Origin of the sequence: Streptomyces sp. NPDC001549, assembly GCF_042894025.1 — a bacterium.
In the GTDB taxonomy this organism is placed as follows: Bacteria; Actinomycetota; Actinomycetes; order Streptomycetales; family Streptomycetaceae; genus Streptomyces; species Streptomyces kutzneri.
In genome coordinates this window covers 74,288-89,861 of the sequence record NZ_JBIAVJ010000002.1, presented here as the reverse complement: position 1 = coordinate 89,861, position 15,574 = coordinate 74,288, and the positions used below count along the sequence as shown (strand labels likewise).

Genomic DNA, 15,574 nt, shown 5'->3' with positions numbered 1-15,574 from the left:
TTGTAAGGATCTGCCCGCCAACCCGAAAGCATGGCCAGTGACCGCCACGGACCGCTCCATCGAGCTCATCACCGCCGCCGCCCAGGCCGCGGCCGACCGGCTCGCGCACGACATCATCGCGTACGACGTCAGCGACGTGCTGTCGATCACCGACGCCTTCCTGCTCGCCTCGGCGCCCAACGACCGCCAGGTCAAGTCGATCGTCGACGAGATCGAGGAGCGCCTGCTCAAGGAGCTCGGCGCCAAGCCGGTGCGCCGCGAGGGCGACCGCGACGCCCGCTGGATCCTGCTCGACTACGTCGACATCGTCGTCCACGTCCAGCACAGCGAGGAGCGAGTCTTCTACGCGCTGGAGCGCCTGTGGAAGGACTGCCCCGAGATCGAGCTCCCCGAGGACGCCAAGCTCACCATCGGCAAGGCCGAGGAGCACGCCAAGCTGCGCGAGGCGGCGGGCGACGACGAACTGGACGGTGATCTGTTCTGAGCGCGACCACCTTGGGCAAGTCCGGCAGGAAGATCGTCCTCTGGCGGCACGGCCAGACCTCGTGGAACCTGGAGCGCCGCTTCCAGGGCTCCACGGACATCGAGCTGACCGAGGCGGGTGTGGCGCAGGCGCGCCGCTCCGCGCGGTTGCTCGCCTCGCTGAAGCCGGATGCCATCGTGGCCTCCGACCTGCAGCGCGCCTCCGCCACGGCTGCCGAGCTGGCGGCCCTCACGGGGCTGACGGTGTCGCACGACGCGGCACTGCGCGAGACGTACGCCGGCGAGTGGCAGGGCCTCACGCACGACGAGATCCTCGAGAAGTACGGCGAGCAGTATTCGGCGTGGAAGCGCGGCGAACCGGTCCGCCGCGGCGGCGGTGAGCTGGAGACCGAGGTCGCCGACCGCGCAGCGCCGGTGGTGCTGGAACACACCGGCCGCCTGCCGGAGTCCGGCACCCTCGTCGTGGTCAGCCACGGCGGCACGATCCGTACGACGATCGGGCGCCTGCTGGGCCTGGAGTCGTACTACTGGGAGGGCCTCGGCGGGCTCTCCAACTGCTGCTGGTCCGTCCTCGGTGAGGGCGCGCGCGGCTGGCGTCTGCTGGAGCACAACGCCGGCACGCTGCCGGAACCGGTGCTCGGCGACGACGACTGAGCGGCCTTCCGCCGCTCCCCGGTGGGGCTGCCACCCGGATTTCACTTTCCGGCTGGTCACAGGCTAGAGTTCTTCTTGTTCGCAGCGCAGAACACCGGAGACGGGGGGAGCGCGGCGGAGAGCGGGGCTATAGCTCAGTTGGTAGAGCGCCTGCATGGCATGCAGGAGGTCAGGAGTTCAATTCTCCTTAGCTCCACAATCAGGATCCCGTCCCCAACAGGGGGCGGGATCCTTGCTTTTGTACCCTTTGCGTTTGCTGACCTGGCCCGCACCGGCATGGCAGAATCGTGACCGCCGGAGGGGGAGACGACGGCCCGACGCGGGAGGGAGTCGCTGACGGATGGGTGCACACCGGCGCCGGTGCGACTGGTGCAACAACGGCACGCCGATCGTGCGGGACATGGACCCGGTCAACCCCGACTACCAGTACTGGTGCGAGGAATGCGCTCGGGCGCTGATCATAAAAGGCGACCCGATCGAGACGTACCGTGAGCTGGAAGGGGAGCCGATCTACGGGCGGCTGCTCGACGAGCACTGCACGCTCAAGCGGTTCTATCAGTTCGCGAGGGCGTAACAAGTTGGCTCAAATCGGACATGGTCTTGGTCGGTGGAAACCGATTTTTGGACCAGGGCCATGACCGTGTAATGTTTGGGACGTCGCCAAGGGGAACCGGCAAGGAAAACCGAAGCGGCAAGCACAACAAGGGGCTATAGCTCAGTTGGTAGAGCGCCTGCATGGCATGCAGGAGGTCAGGAGTTCAATTCTCCTTAGCTCCACAGTGAAGAAGCGGGCCACCCGGATCGGGTGGCCCGCTTCTCGTTGTGCCCCGATGTCCCCGTGCTCTCGTGCGCTGTGCGCTGTGCCGTGTGCGCCGTGCGCCGTGCGCCGTGTCGACGGGTGGAACGGCCGAGCGTCGGAAGGGGCCGCTGCGGTACCCTGACGCCATGCGTGCCGTACGCCTTCTGCTTACCGAGCCGCGCTGATCAGTACCGACCCTTCGAGATGGTCGGACCCGGCGCGGCGTCCCCTCCTGTGCGAGGGGTTTTTTCGTTTGGGCAGGCAGAGACGGCAGAGACGATCGATGGAGCTTCAGAAATCATGAGCGAGACGAACACCCCGGCCCCCGAGGCGGCCGAGGCGCACCGCTACACGGCTGCCATGGCCGCCGACATCGAGGCACGCTGGCAGGACGTCTGGGACGCGCAGGGCACGTACGAGGCCCCGAACCCGAGCGGTGACCTGGCCGGGGACCCCGCGGTGGTCGCACGGCCCAAGAAGTTCATCATGGACATGTTCCCGTACCCCTCCGGTGCGGGCCTGCACGTCGGACACCCGCTCGGGTACATCGCCACCGACGTCTTCGCCCGCCACCAGCGGATGACCGGCCACAACGTCCTGCACACCCTGGGCTTCGACGCCTTCGGCCTGCCGGCCGAGCAGTACGCCGTGCAGACCGGCACACACCCGCGCGTCTCGACCGAGGCCAACATCGAGAACATGAAGGTCCAGCTGCGCCGGCTGGGCCTGGGCCACGACAAGCGCCGGTCGTTCGCCACGATCGACCCGGACTACTACAAGTGGACCCAGTGGATCTTCCTGCAGATCTACAACTCCTGGTACGACGCCGACGCGAAGAAGGCCCGGCCGATCACCGAGCTGGTCGCCGCCTTCGAGGACGGCTCCCGTAAGGTCCCCGGCGGCCGCGCCTGGGCCGCTCTGACCGCGGCCGAGCGGGCCGACGTGCTGAACGAGTACCGGCTGGCGTACTCCTCGGACGCGCCGGTGAACTGGTGCCCCGGGCTGGGCACCGTACTGGCCAACGAGGAGGTCACCGCCGACGGCCGGTCCGAGCGCGGCAACTTCCCCGTCTTCAAGTCCCGGCTGAGCCAGTGGAACATGCGGATCACCGCTTACGCCGACCGGCTCATCGACGACCTGGACGCGCTGGACTGGCCCGAGGCCATCAAGCTGCAGCAGCGGAACTGGATCGGCCGCAGCGAGGGCGCCCGCGTCGACTTCGCGCTGGGCGACGAGGCCATCACCGTCTTCACCACCCGTCCGGACACCCTGTTCGGCGCCACCTACATGGTGCTGGCGCCGGAGCACCCGCTGGTGGAGAAGTTCATCCCGGCCGCCTGGCCCGAGGGCACCCACGAGGTGTGGACCGGCGGGCACGCCACGCCGGCCGAGGCCGTCGGCGCCTACCGCAAGCAGGCCGCCTCGAAGTCGGACGTCGAGCGGCAGGCCGAGGCCAAGGACAAGACCGGTGTCTTCACCGGTGAGTACGCGATCAACCCGGTCAGCGGTGACAAGGTCCCGGTCTTCATCGCCGACTACGTGCTGATGGGCTACGGCACCGGCGCGATCATGGCCGTCCCGGCGCACGACAGCCGCGACTTCGAGTTCGCACGCGCCTTCGAGCTGCCGATGCGCTGCGTCGTCGAGCCCTCGGACGGGCGCGGCACCGACCCGGCCGAGTGGGACGACGCCTTCGTCTCCTACGACGCGAAGCTGGTCAACTCGACGGGCGAGGGCATCGCCCTGGACGGCCTGGGCGTCGTCGAGGCGAAGGCCACGATCACCGACTGGCTGGCCGAGCGCGGCATCGGCGAGGGGACGGTCAACTTCCGGCTGCGCGACTGGCTGTTCAGCCGTCAGCGCTACTGGGGCGAGCCCTTCCCGATCGTCTACGACGAGGACGGCGTCGCGCACCCGCTGCCCGAGTCGATGCTGCCCCTGGAGCTGCCGGAGGTCGAGGACTACTCCCCGCGCACCTTCGAGCCGGACGACGCCACCTCCAAGCCGGAGACCCCGCTGTCGCGCAACGGCGAGTGGGTCGACGTGGAGCTGGACCTGGGCGACGGCCGGGGCGTGCGCTCCTTCCGCCGCGAGACCAACACCATGCCCAACTGGGCCGGTTCCTGCTGGTACGAGCTGCGCTACCTGGACCCGAACAACGCCTCGGCCCTGGTGGACCCGGAGATCGAGCAGTACTGGATGGGCCCGCGCGAGGGCGCACCGCACGGTGGTGTCGACCTGTACGTGGGCGGCGCCGAGCACGCGGTGCTGCACCTGCTGTACGCCCGCTTCTGGTCGAAGGTGCTGTTCGACCTGGGTCACGTCTCCTCGGCGGAGCCGTTCCACAAGCTCTTCAACCAGGGCATGATCCAGGCGTACGCGTACACCGACGCGCGCGGTGTCTACGTGCCCGCGGCCGAGGTCGAGGAGCGCGACGGCGGCTACTTCTACCAGGACCAGCCGGTCAAGCGTGAGCACGGCAAGATGGGCAAGTCCCTGAAGAACGCCGTCACGCCCGACGAGATCTGCGAGGAGTACGGCGCGGACACGCTGCGCCTGTACGAGATGGCGATGGGTCCGCTGGACGTCTCCCGTCCGTGGGACACCCGGGCCGTGGTGGGCCAGTACCGGCTGCTGCAGCGCCTGTGGCGCAACATCGTGGACGAGGAGACGGGCGCGGTGACCGTCGTCGACGCCGAGCCCGCCGAGGACACCCTGCGCGCGCTGCACAAGGCGATCGACGGGGCCGGCTCGGACCTGACCGGGCTGCGCTTCAACACCGCCATCGCGAAGATCACCGAGCTGAACAACGCGCTGACGAAGGCCGGCCGCCCGCTGGAGCGCTCGGTCGCCGAGGCCTTGGTGCTGCTGGTCGCCCCGCTGGCCCCGCACATCGCGGAGGAGCTGTGGCACCGCCTGGGTCACAGCGAGTCGGTGGTCCACCAGGACTTCCCGGTCGCGGACCCGGCGTACGTCGTGGACGAGAGCGTGACGTGCGTGGTGCAGGTCAAGGGCAAGGTCAAGGCGCGGCTGGAGGTGCCGCCGACGATCTCCGAGGCGGAGCTGGAGCAGCTGGCCGTGACCGATGAGGGTGTCGTGGCGGCGCTGGGCGGCGCGGAGATCCGCAAGGTGATCGTGCGCGCGCCGAAGCTGGTGAACATCGTCATCTGAGGGCGCACCCCCGCATAGGGGGGATCCCGTACGGGCAGGTTGGGGGTTCGATTGGAACCCCTGGCCTGCCCGTGGCGTTTACCGTGGAGGGGACGGAAAAGAGCCGTCGGTTACTGGGGAAGGGACGCTCATGGATGCCGCGTTGATCATCTTCGCGCTGATGGTGCTTTTCACCTTCCTGGGGGTGGGTGTGTACGCGACCGTCAAGGTGGTGCAGGCGACCAAGCGCGGTGTGGACCGGACCATCACGCAGGCGCGGCGGACCGTGGAGGACACCACGCTGCGCGCCAAGAGCTTCGGTCAGGTCGGGGTCACGGGGGCGCTGGCGCAGCTGCGGCTCGACCTGCGGACCTCGATGCGCGCCACGGAGCAGGCGCTGCAGGACGGCGTCCGGGTGGACGCCTCGCTGCACGAGTCGATCGCGCTGTTCGAGCGGCTGAGCGCGCACGGGCGTGAGCTCGACGATGAGCTGAAGCGGCTGGAGCAGGACCCGGACCGCGGGCGGATCGCGGAGCGCCTGCCGGACCTGCGGGAGCGGACGGCCAAGATCAAGCAGGCCGCGGACTCGCTGCGGTGGGCCGCGCGGGACCGGGCCCAGCGCTTCGCGCAGGACGACCTGTCCACGCTGTCGGCCCAGATCGAGGTCGAGTCCGACGCGCTGCGGGACTGGCAGCGGGAGCCGGTGGACGACCTCGCGGCGGCGGCCGCGGCGTGGGACGCGTCGCAGGCGACCGGGGCCGCGGCGGGTCCGGCGCAGACTCCGGGGAACGCCCCGGCGAACGCTCCGGGGCAGCCTGCTGCGGCGGCGAGCCCGGCGTGGGGCGCGGATCAGCCGCAGGCCCTGAACCCGGCCGCTCCGGCGCCGCAGTACCCCTGGCAGAAGACGCGTCGACCGGAAAGCACCACCTGAGGCGGCGCGCGCGGGGACTCGTACGGGCTCGCACCGGGCTCGTACCGTAGGCTCTCGCCGCCCCAGGGACCCCCGGCCGACGGTCGCGTCGTGGGGCCAGGCTGCCGTCATGCCCCCACTGGCGGTAACCTCCGGCTCATGTCCCGCCATGTCGCCATCGTCACCGATTCCACGGCCTACCTGCCCCGACCGGCCATGGCGCGGCACGGAATCACCGCCGTCCCGCTCACCGTGGTGCTCGGTGGTGAGGCACTCGAGGAAGGCACCGAGATCTCGGCGCGCAGCCTGGCCCTGGCCTTGCAGAAGCGCCGGTCGGTGACCACTTCGCGCCCCAGCCCGGAGGAGTTCGTCCGGGCCTACCGGGCGGCCGCGGACGCCGGGGCGACCGGCATCGTCAGCCTGCACCTGTCCGCCGAGCTGTCCGGCACCTACGACGCTGCCGTGCTCGCCGCGAAGACCGCACCCGTACCGGTGCGCGTCGTGGACACCGGCATGATCGCGATGGCCCTGGGCTTCTGCGCGCTCGCCGCCGCCGAGGTGTCCGAGGCGGGCGGGTCCGTGGACGAGGCCGTGGCGGCCGCCGAGAAGCGCGCGGCGGACATGGCCGCGTACTTCTACGTCGACACCCTCGACTACCTCCGCCGCGGCGGCCGGATCGGGGCCGCGCAGGCCCTCCTCGGCTCCGCCCTGGCGGTGAAGCCCCTGCTGACGCTGGACGGCGGGCGGATCGAGATGCTGGAAAAGGTCCGTACGTCGTCCAAGGCCATCGCCCGCCTGGAAGAGCTGGCCGTCGAGCGCGCCGGGTCCGCCGCCGTCGACGTGGCGGTGCACCACCTGGCGGCTCCGGAGCGGGCGGAGAAGCTCGCCGAGCGGCTCCGCGAGCGCATCCCAGGGCTGGTCGAGCTGCACGTCAGCGAGGTCGGTGCGGTGATCGGGGCGCACACCGGCCCGGGGCTGCTGGCGGCGGTCGTCTCGCCCCGCTGATCACCGGAACGGGTGGCGCAGTTATCCACAACGGGACTTTTTTCCACCGGAATTGAGTGATCCGAACCGGGGGCGGGATCGGCCTCTACGGTCGTGGCATGACTCTTCGAACGCGTGCTTCGTATCCGTCGGGCGCCACCAGCGGCCCGGGCCGCCCCCGTCTCTCCGACGGCCGACTCTCCGAGAACCGGCTTTCCGACAGCCGTCTCCGGCATCGTCGTACGGCGCGTCGTGGCCGGCGGGTTCCTCATCCGGAGCCGGGCGCGGTGCGCCGACGGGCCGAGGCCTTGCTGGGCGGCAGCAGCCCGCCGCATGCCCCGGCCCCGCCTCCCCGGGCGCTCCAGGCGCCGCCCGCGGCCCCGGACGGGGCGGATGTCCGGGCACCGTCCGACGGGGCGTCCGGGCTGCCCTCAGGGGCTGCGGGGAGGCTGGCCGTGCGGGAGCGGCTGCCGCTGTGGCTGCAGGACCGCTGCGAGGTGCGGCCTCGTGCGGTGGCTGCCGTCGGGGTGGTGCTGCTCGCCGCCGTCGGGTTCGCCGGGCAGCAGTACTGGTCGGCCCGGCCGCGGGCGGTGACCGCGCCCGCGGTGGTCGCCCCGGGGGCCGTTCCGGCGGCGGCCACGGCACCGGCGGGGGCTCCGGCCTCGGGAGCGGGGGCCGGTGGGGCCGGTGGGGTCAGTGGGGCTGGTGGGGTCGCGCGGATCGTCGTCGACGTCAGCGGCAAGGTCCGGGATCCCGGGGTGCGGCGGCTGCCCGCCGGTTCGCGGGTGGAGGACGCGCTGGCCGCCGCCGGGGGAGTGCGTCCCGGCACCGACACGACCGGGCTGAACCGGGCCCGCGTGCTGGTGGACGGCGAGCAGGTGGTCGTCGGGGCCCCGGCGCAGCCGCCACCGGCCGCCGGGCCGGGCGGCGGTGTCGGCTCCGGTCCTGGTCCTGGCCCGCTGAGTCTGGGTTCGGCCACGGTCGCCCAGCTCGACGGCCTGCCGGGGGTCGGGCCGGTACTGGCGCAGCACATCGTCGACTTCCGTACCGCCCGCGGCGGCTTCCGCTCGGTGGATGAGCTCCGCCAGGTCGACGGCATCGGTGAGCGGCGCTTCGCCGACCTGCGCACGCTGGTGCGGCCGTGAACCGCCCGGAGGGTCCGGGCCCGCCGGACCTCCGCCTCGCGGTGCCCGCCGTGGCCGCCTGGGCGGCGGCCGCCCTCGCCCTGGACATGCCCGTCCACCGGACCGCCCTCGGGGTGGCCCTGGGGATGGTCTGCGCGGCCCTGCTGATGCTGGGCGCGTGCCTGCGTCCGGGGCCGCTGTGGCGGCTCGCCCCAGCCGCGGCGGCGGTCCTGCTGTGCGCGTCGGCCGGGGCCGGGGTGGCAGGGCTCCAGCGGGCCGAGGCGCGGGCCGGGCCGGTGGCCGGACTGGCACAGGAGCACGCCCGGGTCCTCGCGGAGCTCACCGTCGGCTCCGACCCGAGGGCCGCCCGGAGCGCGAGCGGGCCGCCGGTGGTGGCGCTGGACGCGGTGGTGACCCGGGTGACCGGGCCCGACGGGTCGAGCACCCGGGTCGAGACCCCGGTGCGGGTGCTGGCCGGGCATCCGGGATGGGCCCGGCTGCAGCCTTCCACCCGGGTGGCGGTGGTCGCCCGGCTGGCCCCGGCGCGGGGCGGGGAGCGGGCCGTGGCGCTGCTCCGCCCGGCCGGAGACACGCCGCCCGGGGTGACCGGCGGCCCGGACACCGTCCAGCGGTTCGCGGGGCGGCTGCGAGCCGGGCTGCGCGAGGCCACCGAGGGACTCGCACCGGATGCCAGGGCCCTGCTGCCGGGGCTGGTCGTCGGGGACACGTCCAGGGTTCCGCCCGATCTGCACGAGGCCTTCCGGGCCACCGACCTGCTGCACCTGCTGGCCGTCTCCGGGTCGAACCTGACCGTGGTGCTGTTCCTGCTCATCGGGCCCCCGGCCCGCGCACAGCAGGCCGAACGGCGCGGGCTGGCTCCCCGGCTCGGCCTCTCGCTGCGGGTGACCGCCCTGTGCGGGGCGGCCCTGACGCTGGCCTTCGTGGTGGTGTGCCGGCCGGAGCCGAGCGTGCTGCGGGCCGCTGCCTGCGGGGCGGTCACCCTGCTGGCCATCGCCACCGGGCGGCGCAGGTCGTTGATCCCGGCCCTGGGCGCCGCCGTGCTGCTGCTGGTGCTCCACGACCCGTGGCTGGCCCGCAGCCACGGCTTCCTGCTCTCCGTACTGGCCACCGGGGCGCTGCTCACCCTCGCTCCCCGGTGGAGCGACGCCCTGCGGCGCCGTGGGGCGGGACCGCGGTTCGCCGAGGCGCTGGGCGCCGCAGCGGCCGCGCAGGCGGTGTGCGCGCCCGTGGTGGCCGTGCTCGCCGCCCGGGTCAGCCTGGTGGCGGTGCCGTGCAACCTGCTGGCCGAGCTGGCGGCCGGTCCCGCGACGGTCCTCGGCTTCGCCGCGCTCGCGGTGGCCCCGGTGTGGATGCCCGCCGCGGAGCTGCTCGCCCGGTGCGCGGGGGTGCCGGCGGGGTGGATCGCGGGCGTGGCCCGGGCCGGGGCCCGGTTCCCGGGCGCGGAGCTGCCGTGGCCGGGCGGGCTCACCGGGGGCGTTCTGCTGGCCGCCGCCACCCTGGCCGTCGTCGTGGTCGCCGGTGCCCGGTTCCGCGGGCGCGGGTGGCTCTGCTCCGCCCTGGCGGCGCTGCTGCTCCTGGCCGTACTGCGGCCGCCGCAGCTCACCCGTACGCTCTCCGGCTGGCCGCCGCCCGACTGGAGTTACGTCCAGTGCGCCGTGGGGCAGGGGGACGCCGCCGTGCTCTCCGTCGGCCCGGGGGAGGCCCTGGTGGTGGACGCCGGCCCGGAGCCCGGACCGGTGGACGACTGTCTGCGCGCCCTGGGCGTGCACCGCGTGCCGCTGCTCCTGCTGACGCATTTTCACGCCGACCATGTGGGAGGCCTGTCGGGGGTGCTGCGGGGCCGGTCCGTGGCTGTGATCCAGGCCACCGCGCTCGAAGATCCGCCGGGGCAGGCCGAGTTCGTCCGGCGGACCGCAGCGGCCGCCGGTGTGCCGATCGTGAAGGCGGTGCAGGGGGAGCGGCGCCGGGCCGGGGCGTTCGAGTGGCAGGTGCTCTGGCCGCCGCCGGCCGGACCGCCGCCCGAGGGACCCAACGACGCGAGCGTCGCCCTGCTGGTGCGCGGCGCGGGGCTGACCCTGCTCCTGCTCGGCGACCTCGAACCTCCCGCGCAGCAGGCCCTCTTGAGGGCCCATCCGGACCTCGGCCCGGTGGACGTCCTCAAGGTCGCCCATCACGGTTCCGCGCACCAGGACCCGGAGCTGTACGCCCGGATCCGGCCACGGCTCGCGCTCGTTCCCGTCGGCGTGGGCAACCGCTACGGACACCCCGCGCCGAGTACGCTCGCCCGGCTGCGGGAGCTGGGGGCGACCGTGCTGCGTACCGACACCGACGGCTCGATCGCCGTCACCGGAAGCGGAGTTCGGCTACGGTCGTTTCCGGCCAACCGGCGGCGGAATCGGCGCGGTCATACCGGGCGCGACCACTCTGTTTGCCCACAACCCGACAGCATGATCGAATGCGTCTTCGCCAGAACGGTCCAAGTCCACACAGCACGGGGGTGCATCAGCCATGTTCGGTCGCCGACGGGGGATGGAGACGGCCGGAAGTTCCAGCCCGTCCACATCCGCGACACTGACGCTCCCGCCGACGGCGCGTCTGCTCAGCTGCCGGGTTCTCGACACGGTCCACCGACCGGTCCGGCAGGCCACGTTCGAGGTGACCGACCCGATCGGCCGCCGCATCGTCAGCGGAGAGACCGACCCGTACGGCGGCTTCGCCGTGGCCGTGCCGGAGGGGGAGTACCGGCTCTCCGTGTCCGCGGAGGGGTACGCGCCCTTCCACGGGGTGACGATCGTGGGGGACCCGGGGCAGCCCGGCACCGCGGAGATCATCCTGGACACGGTGGAGCCGCCGCTGCTGCCGCAGCCCGGCCACTGGGAGCTCGACCCGACGCACTCGTCCATCGGCTTCACGGCCCGCCACATCGGCCTGGCCCGGATCCGCGGCCGGTTCACCACGTTCGCCGGGGCGGTACGGATAGCCGAGCGCATGGAGGACTCCACCATGCACGTGATCATCGATGCGGCGAGCATCGACACCGGGGTGCGGCTGCGCGACGACCACCTGAGGTCGGGGGACTTCCTGGACGCGGTCCGGCACCCCACGGTGGAGTTCTACAGCGAGCGGTTCATCCACCGCAGCGGCAGCAGCTGGGCCGTCGCCGGGGCGCTGACCCTCCACGGGGTCAGCCGGTCCGTGACCCTGGACACCCAGTACCTGGGCCTGGGCACGGGCATGGAGGGCGAGCTCCGGGCGGCCTGCCGGGCCACCACCGAGCTGCACCGCGAGGACTTCACCCTGAACTGGCAGTCGATGCTGGCGCACGGGATCGCGGCCATCGGTTCGAACGTGGAAGTGACGCTGGACGTGCAGGCCGTGCGCAAGGCCTGACGGGCAGGCCCCTACGGGGCTTCCAGCCAGCCCTCGTACTCGGCGGCGAGGTCGTCCAGCGAGGCGGTGTCGAGCCGTTCCTGCGGATCCTCGACGACCACCAGCCACTGGGCGTCCTCGGCGTCGTCCTCGCCGGCCAGCGCGTCGCGGACCAACTGCGGCTCCTCCGGGAGGCCGAAGCGGTCGGCAGCCTCCTGGGCCACCTCCTCGGCGGCGTCGCGGTCGGGCAGGACGAGTACATGTCGCACATTCACGCGACCATTCTCGGGCACGCGGGGCGGGGGGCTGTCAGTGCGGCGTGGGATGCTGGAGCCGATGGCCACCAGGAAGAACTCCACCGACGATCCGCTTGCCCCGCTCACCCTCGCAGTGGGGCAGGAGGAGCTGCTGCTCGACCGTGCCGTGCGCGAAGTGGTGACGGCAGCCCGCGCCGCCGACGCCGACACGGACGTCCGCGACCTCGCCTCCGAGCAGCTCCAGCCCGGCACGCTCGCCGAGCTGACGAGCCCCTCGCTCTTCTCCGAGCGCAAGGTGCTGGTCGTGCGCAACGCGCAGGACCTGTCCGCGGACTCGGTCAAGGAGGTCAAGGCCTACCTCGCCGCGCCCTACGAGGAGATCATCCTGGTCCTCCTCCACGCGGGCGGGGTCAAGGGCAAGGGCCTGCTGGACGCCGCGCGCAAGGCGGGCGCGCGGGAGATCGCCTGCCCGAAGATGACGAAGGCCGCGGACCGGCTGTCCTTCGTGCGGGGCGAATTCCGCACGCTCGGCCGGTCGGCGACCCCGGAGGCCTGCCAGAGCCTGGTGGACGCGATCGGCAGCGACCTGCGGGAGCTGGCGAGCGCCGCCGCGCAGCTGTGTGCCGATGTCGAGGGCACCATCGACGAGGCCGTCGTCGCCCGCTACTACACCGGCCGGGCCGAGGCATCCAGCTTCACGGTCGCCGACCGGGCGGTCGAGGGGCGTGCGGCCGAGGCCCTGGAGGCCCTGCGCTGGTCCCTGTCCACCGGGGTGGCGCCGGTCCTGATCACCAGTGCCCTGGCCCAGGCGGTCCGCGCGATCGGCAAGCTCGCCTCCGCCCCGCGCGGAGCCCGCCCCGGCGACCTCGCCCGGGACCTGGGCATGCCCCCGTGGAAGATCGACCGGGTCCGCCAGCAGATGCGCGGCTGGTCGGCGGACGGGGTATCGGACGCCCTGCGCGCCGTGGCCGCCGCCGATGCCGGGGTCAAGGGCGGCGGCGACGATCCCGAGTACGCCCTGGAGAAGGCCGTCGTCGCGGTGGCGCGCGCGGCCCGTCCCCAGCGCCGGTAGGGGCTGCCCGGGCCGACGCACCGGTCCGCCGGGTGGCCCGCGGGCGGCACCCGTAACCGGCCGCTGTGTGGCTGTATCCGCTGCGCGGAGCCTCCTGGGCTCCGCCCGGACCCGCGCCTCGAACGCCGGCGGGGCTGCATCTCAGCCCCGCCGGCGCAGCACGAAGGCCCCGGCCACCGCCCTGGGGAAGGGTGGAGGCCGGGGCCTTCGGTTACTTCTGGTTGCGCCGCACCCGCGTGGCGAACGCTTCGTGTGCGGAGCGGGGTGCCGGTCAGGAGCGGGAGAGAGGGCCCACTGGGTCCCTTCCGGCGATCACATCAGGGAGCTCAGCCCTGCAGGGAGGCAACCTTGGTGGCCAGCGCCGACTTCTTGTTGGCGGCGGCGTTCTTGTGGATGACACCCTTCGAGACAGCCTTGTCGAGCGCACGCGCGGCAGCGCGAGAAGCCACGGTGGCCTTCTCGACGTCACCGGCGACGACGGCCTCGCGGGCCTTGCGGATCGCGGTCTTGAGCGAGGACTTGACGGCCTTGTTGCGCAGGCGCGCCTTCTCGTTCGTCTTGTTCCGCTTGATCTGGGACTTGATGTTCGCCACGAAAGAGCCTTTTCAGGTTCAGAGTTTGATCTTCGGATTGTGTCCCGACAGCTGAGAGGGCATACGAGACACAGCTGCCCAGGCTACCAGGCACGCTACGGGCGGCCCAAACCGAGCGCACTGCCCCGTCCATGGGACCATGGGAGTCTGCGTATAGATCCGACATCGCGCCGCCGACAGCGACGGGAGCCGGACTTTCGCTCCGACCGACGCTCCGCAAACGCTTCCGACTGCGACCGAGAATCAGGACACTGCGTGCCCGCGATCCCCAGCCACGTGCCCGAGCCGAGCCGTACCGACCCGGCGCTGATCCGCAACTTCTGCATCATCGCGCACATCGACCACGGCAAGTCGACCCTTGCCGACCGGATGCTCCAGCTCACCGGTGTGGTCGACCAGCGGCAGATGCGCGCCCAGTACCTCGACCGCATGGACATCGAGCGTGAGCGCGGCATCACGATCAAGTCCCAGGCGGTCCGGCTGCCCTGGGCCCCCACCACGGGCGAGGGTCTGGGCACCACCCACATCCTCAACATGATCGACACCCCCGGGCACGTCGACTTCACCTACGAGGTCTCGCGCTCCCTCGCCGCGTGCGAGGGAACCGTCCTCCTCGTGGACGCGGCCCAGGGCATCGAGGCCCAGACCCTCGCCAACCTGTACCTGGCGATGGAGAAGGACCTCGCGATCGTCCCGGTCCTGAACAAGATCGACCTGCCGGCCGCCCAGCCGGAGAAGTTCGCCGAGGAGCTCGCGAACCTGGTCGGCTGCCAGCCGGAGGACGTGCTGCGCGTCTCGGCGAAGACCGGTCTCGGGGTGGACGCGCTGCTCGACAAGATCGTCGCCACGGTCCCGGCCCCGATCGGCCCCAAGGACGCCCCGGCCCGCGCGATGATCTTCGACTCGGTCTACGACTCGTACCGCGGTGTCGTGACCTACGTCCGAGTCGTCGACGGGCAGCTGAACAAGCGCGAGCGCATCCGGATGATGTCCACCGGCGCCACCCACGAGCTGCTGGAGATCGGTGTCTCCTCCCCGGAGATGACCCCGTCCGACGGCATCGGCGTCGGCGAGGTGGGCTACATCATCACCGGCGTGAAGGACGTCCGTCAGTCCAAGGTCGGTGACACCATCACCAGCCTGCACAACGGCGCCACCGAGGCCCTCGGCGGCTACAAGGACCCGCGGCCGATGGTCTTCTCGGGCCTCTACCCGCTCGACGGCTCGGACTACCCGGACCTGCGCGAGGCCCTGGACAAGCTGCAGCTCAACGACGCCGCGCTCGTCTACGAGCCGGAGACCTCGGCGGCGCTCGGCTTCGGCTTCCGCGTCGGTTTCCTCGGCCTGCTCCACCTGGACGTGGTCCGTGAGCGCCTGGAGCGCGAGTTCGGCCTCGACCTGATCGCCACCGCGCCCAACGTGGTCTACCGGGTGGTCCTGGAGGACGGCAAGGAAGTCACCGTCACCAACCCGAGCGAGTTCCCCGAGGGCAAGATCTCGGACGTGTTCGAGCCGGTCGTCCGGGCCACCGTGCTCGCGCCCACCGAGTTCATCGGCGCGATCATGGAGCTGTGCCAGCAGCGCCGCGGCACCCTCCTCGGCATGGACTACCTCTCCGAGGACCGGGTCGAGATCCGCTACACCCTCCCGCTCGCGGAGATCGTCTTCGACTTCTTCGACCAGCTGAAGTCCAAGACGCGCGGTTACGCCTCCCTGGACTACGAACCCACGGGCGAGCAGTCCGGCAGCCTGGTCAAGGTCGACATCCTGCTGCACGGCGACAAGGTCGACGCCTTCTCCGCCGTCACGCACAAGGACGCCGCCTACGCCTACGGCGTGCGCCTCGTCGCCAAGCTGCGCGAGCTCATCCCGCGGCAGGCCTTCGAGGTGCCGATCCAGGCCGCGATCGGCTCCCGCGTCATCGCCCGCGAGACCATCCGCGCCATCCGCAAGGACGTCCTCGCCAAGTGCTACGGCGGTGACATCTCCCGTAAGCGGAAGCTGCTGGAGAAGCAGAAGGAAGGCAAGAAGCGGATGAAGATGGTCGGCTCCGTGGAGGTCCCGCAGGAGGCCTTCATCGCCGTCCTCTCCAGTGACGAGTCCGGCGGCAAGAAGAAGTAGCAGCCCCGCCGTCACCCGACGCAGGCAGGCCCCCGCA

The 15,574-nt window shown here is 72.0% G+C and carries 12 protein-coding genes, 2 tRNA genes and 1 pseudogene; 13 read left to right on the top strand and 2 right to left on the bottom strand.

Annotation, left to right across the window (positions count from 1 at the left end):
- The first annotated feature begins 37 nt into the window (after positions 1–37).
- The 11 genes and pseudogenes from rsfS to ACFY04_RS03265 all read left to right on the top strand — a co-directional run bounded on the left by rsfS (position 38) and on the right by ACFY04_RS03265 (position 11,515).
- A complete protein-coding gene (gene rsfS / locus ACFY04_RS03315) occupies positions 38–484 on the top strand; it encodes a ribosome silencing factor (protein ID WP_030008628.1) in 447 nt (148 codons plus the stop codon).
- Between the two features lie 11 nt (positions 485–495).
- Positions 496–1,137 carry a histidine phosphatase family protein gene (locus tag ACFY04_RS03310; protein WP_389113980.1) on the top strand — a complete coding sequence of 214 codons (642 nt, stop codon included), beginning with the start codon at positions 496–498 and terminating at the stop codon, positions 1,135–1,137.
- 123 nt (positions 1,138–1,260) lie between these two features.
- A tRNA-Ala gene (locus ACFY04_RS03305) sits at positions 1,261–1,333 on the top strand.
- 144 nt (positions 1,334–1,477) lie between these two features.
- Positions 1,478–1,711, top strand: coding sequence for a hypothetical protein (locus tag ACFY04_RS03300; RefSeq protein ID WP_008738908.1), 234 nt, complete (start codon positions 1,478–1,480; stop codon positions 1,709–1,711).
- 130 nt (positions 1,712–1,841) lie between these two features.
- Positions 1,842–1,914, top strand: a tRNA-Ala gene (locus tag ACFY04_RS03295).
- A 322-nt stretch (positions 1,915–2,236) separates the two neighbouring features.
- A complete protein-coding gene (leuS, locus tag ACFY04_RS03290; RefSeq protein WP_389113979.1) occupies positions 2,237–5,107 on the top strand; it encodes a leucine--tRNA ligase in 2,871 nt (956 codons plus the stop codon).
- Between the two features lie 130 nt (positions 5,108–5,237).
- The gene (locus tag ACFY04_RS03285; protein ID WP_389113978.1) at positions 5,238–6,017 is read left to right on the top strand and encodes a hypothetical protein; all 780 of its coding nucleotides are present in this window, start codon (positions 5,238–5,240) and stop codon (positions 6,015–6,017) included.
- A gap of 138 nt (positions 6,018–6,155) precedes the next feature.
- On the top strand, positions 6,156–7,001 hold the full coding sequence (locus ACFY04_RS03280; RefSeq protein WP_373045962.1) for a DegV family protein: 846 nt from the start codon (positions 6,156–6,158) through the stop codon (positions 6,999–7,001).
- 434 nt (positions 7,002–7,435) lie between these two features.
- Positions 7,436–8,125: a helix-hairpin-helix domain-containing protein gene (locus ACFY04_RS03275; protein ID WP_389113977.1), complete on the top strand. Its 690-nt coding sequence runs from the start codon at positions 7,436–7,438 to the stop codon at positions 8,123–8,125.
- A gap of 146 nt (positions 8,126–8,271) precedes the next feature.
- Positions 8,272–10,497: pseudogene (locus tag ACFY04_RS03270) on the top strand (ComEC/Rec2 family competence protein); the annotation flags it as partial.
- A 136-nt stretch (positions 10,498–10,633) separates the two neighbouring features.
- Positions 10,634–11,515 (top strand): YceI family protein, encoded by an 882-nt coding sequence (locus tag ACFY04_RS03265; protein WP_389113976.1) that lies wholly within the window; start codon positions 10,634–10,636, stop codon positions 11,513–11,515.
- 11 nt (positions 11,516–11,526) lie between these two features.
- Here the strand turns inward: ACFY04_RS03265 and ACFY04_RS03260 are convergent, their stop codons facing one another.
- Positions 11,527–11,769, bottom strand: a complete 243-nt coding sequence (locus tag ACFY04_RS03260) for a hypothetical protein (RefSeq protein ID WP_389113975.1) — start codon at positions 11,767–11,769, stop codon at positions 11,527–11,529.
- A gap of 61 nt (positions 11,770–11,830) precedes the next feature.
- Between ACFY04_RS03260 and holA the strand changes: the two genes are divergently transcribed.
- Positions 11,831–12,823, top strand: coding sequence for a DNA polymerase III subunit delta (gene holA, locus ACFY04_RS03255; protein WP_314244843.1), 993 nt, complete (start codon positions 11,831–11,833; stop codon positions 12,821–12,823).
- A gap of 326 nt (positions 12,824–13,149) precedes the next feature.
- On the opposite strand, the gene rpsT is transcribed toward holA, so the two are convergent.
- Positions 13,150–13,416: a 30S ribosomal protein S20 gene (gene rpsT / locus ACFY04_RS03250; RefSeq protein WP_030384651.1), complete on the bottom strand. Its 267-nt coding sequence runs from the start codon at positions 13,414–13,416 to the stop codon at positions 13,150–13,152.
- 255 nt (positions 13,417–13,671) lie between these two features.
- Here rpsT and lepA point away from each other — a divergent pair, with 255 nt between their 5' ends.
- Complete coding sequence (gene lepA, locus ACFY04_RS03245) at positions 13,672–15,537, top strand: translation elongation factor 4 (protein WP_389113974.1); 1,866 nt, start codon at positions 13,672–13,674, stop codon at positions 15,535–15,537.
- Positions 15,538–15,574 lie beyond the last annotated feature (37 nt).

Bases quoted from the DNA above. Each gene is read 5' to 3' on its own strand.
- ACFY04_RS03280 (WP_373045962.1), top strand. From the start codon at position 6,156: ATGTCCCGCCATGTCGCCATCGTCACCGATTCCACGGCCTACCTGCCC.
- holA (WP_314244843.1), top strand. From the start codon at position 11,831: ATGGCCACCAGGAAGAACTCCACCGACGATCCGCTTGCCCCGCTCACC.
- ACFY04_RS03265 (WP_389113976.1), top strand. From the start codon at position 10,634: ATGTTCGGTCGCCGACGGGGGATGGAGACGGCCGGAAGTTCCAGCCCG.
- ACFY04_RS03285 (WP_389113978.1), top strand. From the start codon at position 5,238: ATGGATGCCGCGTTGATCATCTTCGCGCTGATGGTGCTTTTCACCTTC.
- ACFY04_RS03300 (WP_008738908.1), top strand. From the start codon at position 1,478: ATGGGTGCACACCGGCGCCGGTGCGACTGGTGCAACAACGGCACGCCG.
- leuS (WP_389113979.1), top strand. From the start codon at position 2,237: ATGAGCGAGACGAACACCCCGGCCCCCGAGGCGGCCGAGGCGCACCGC.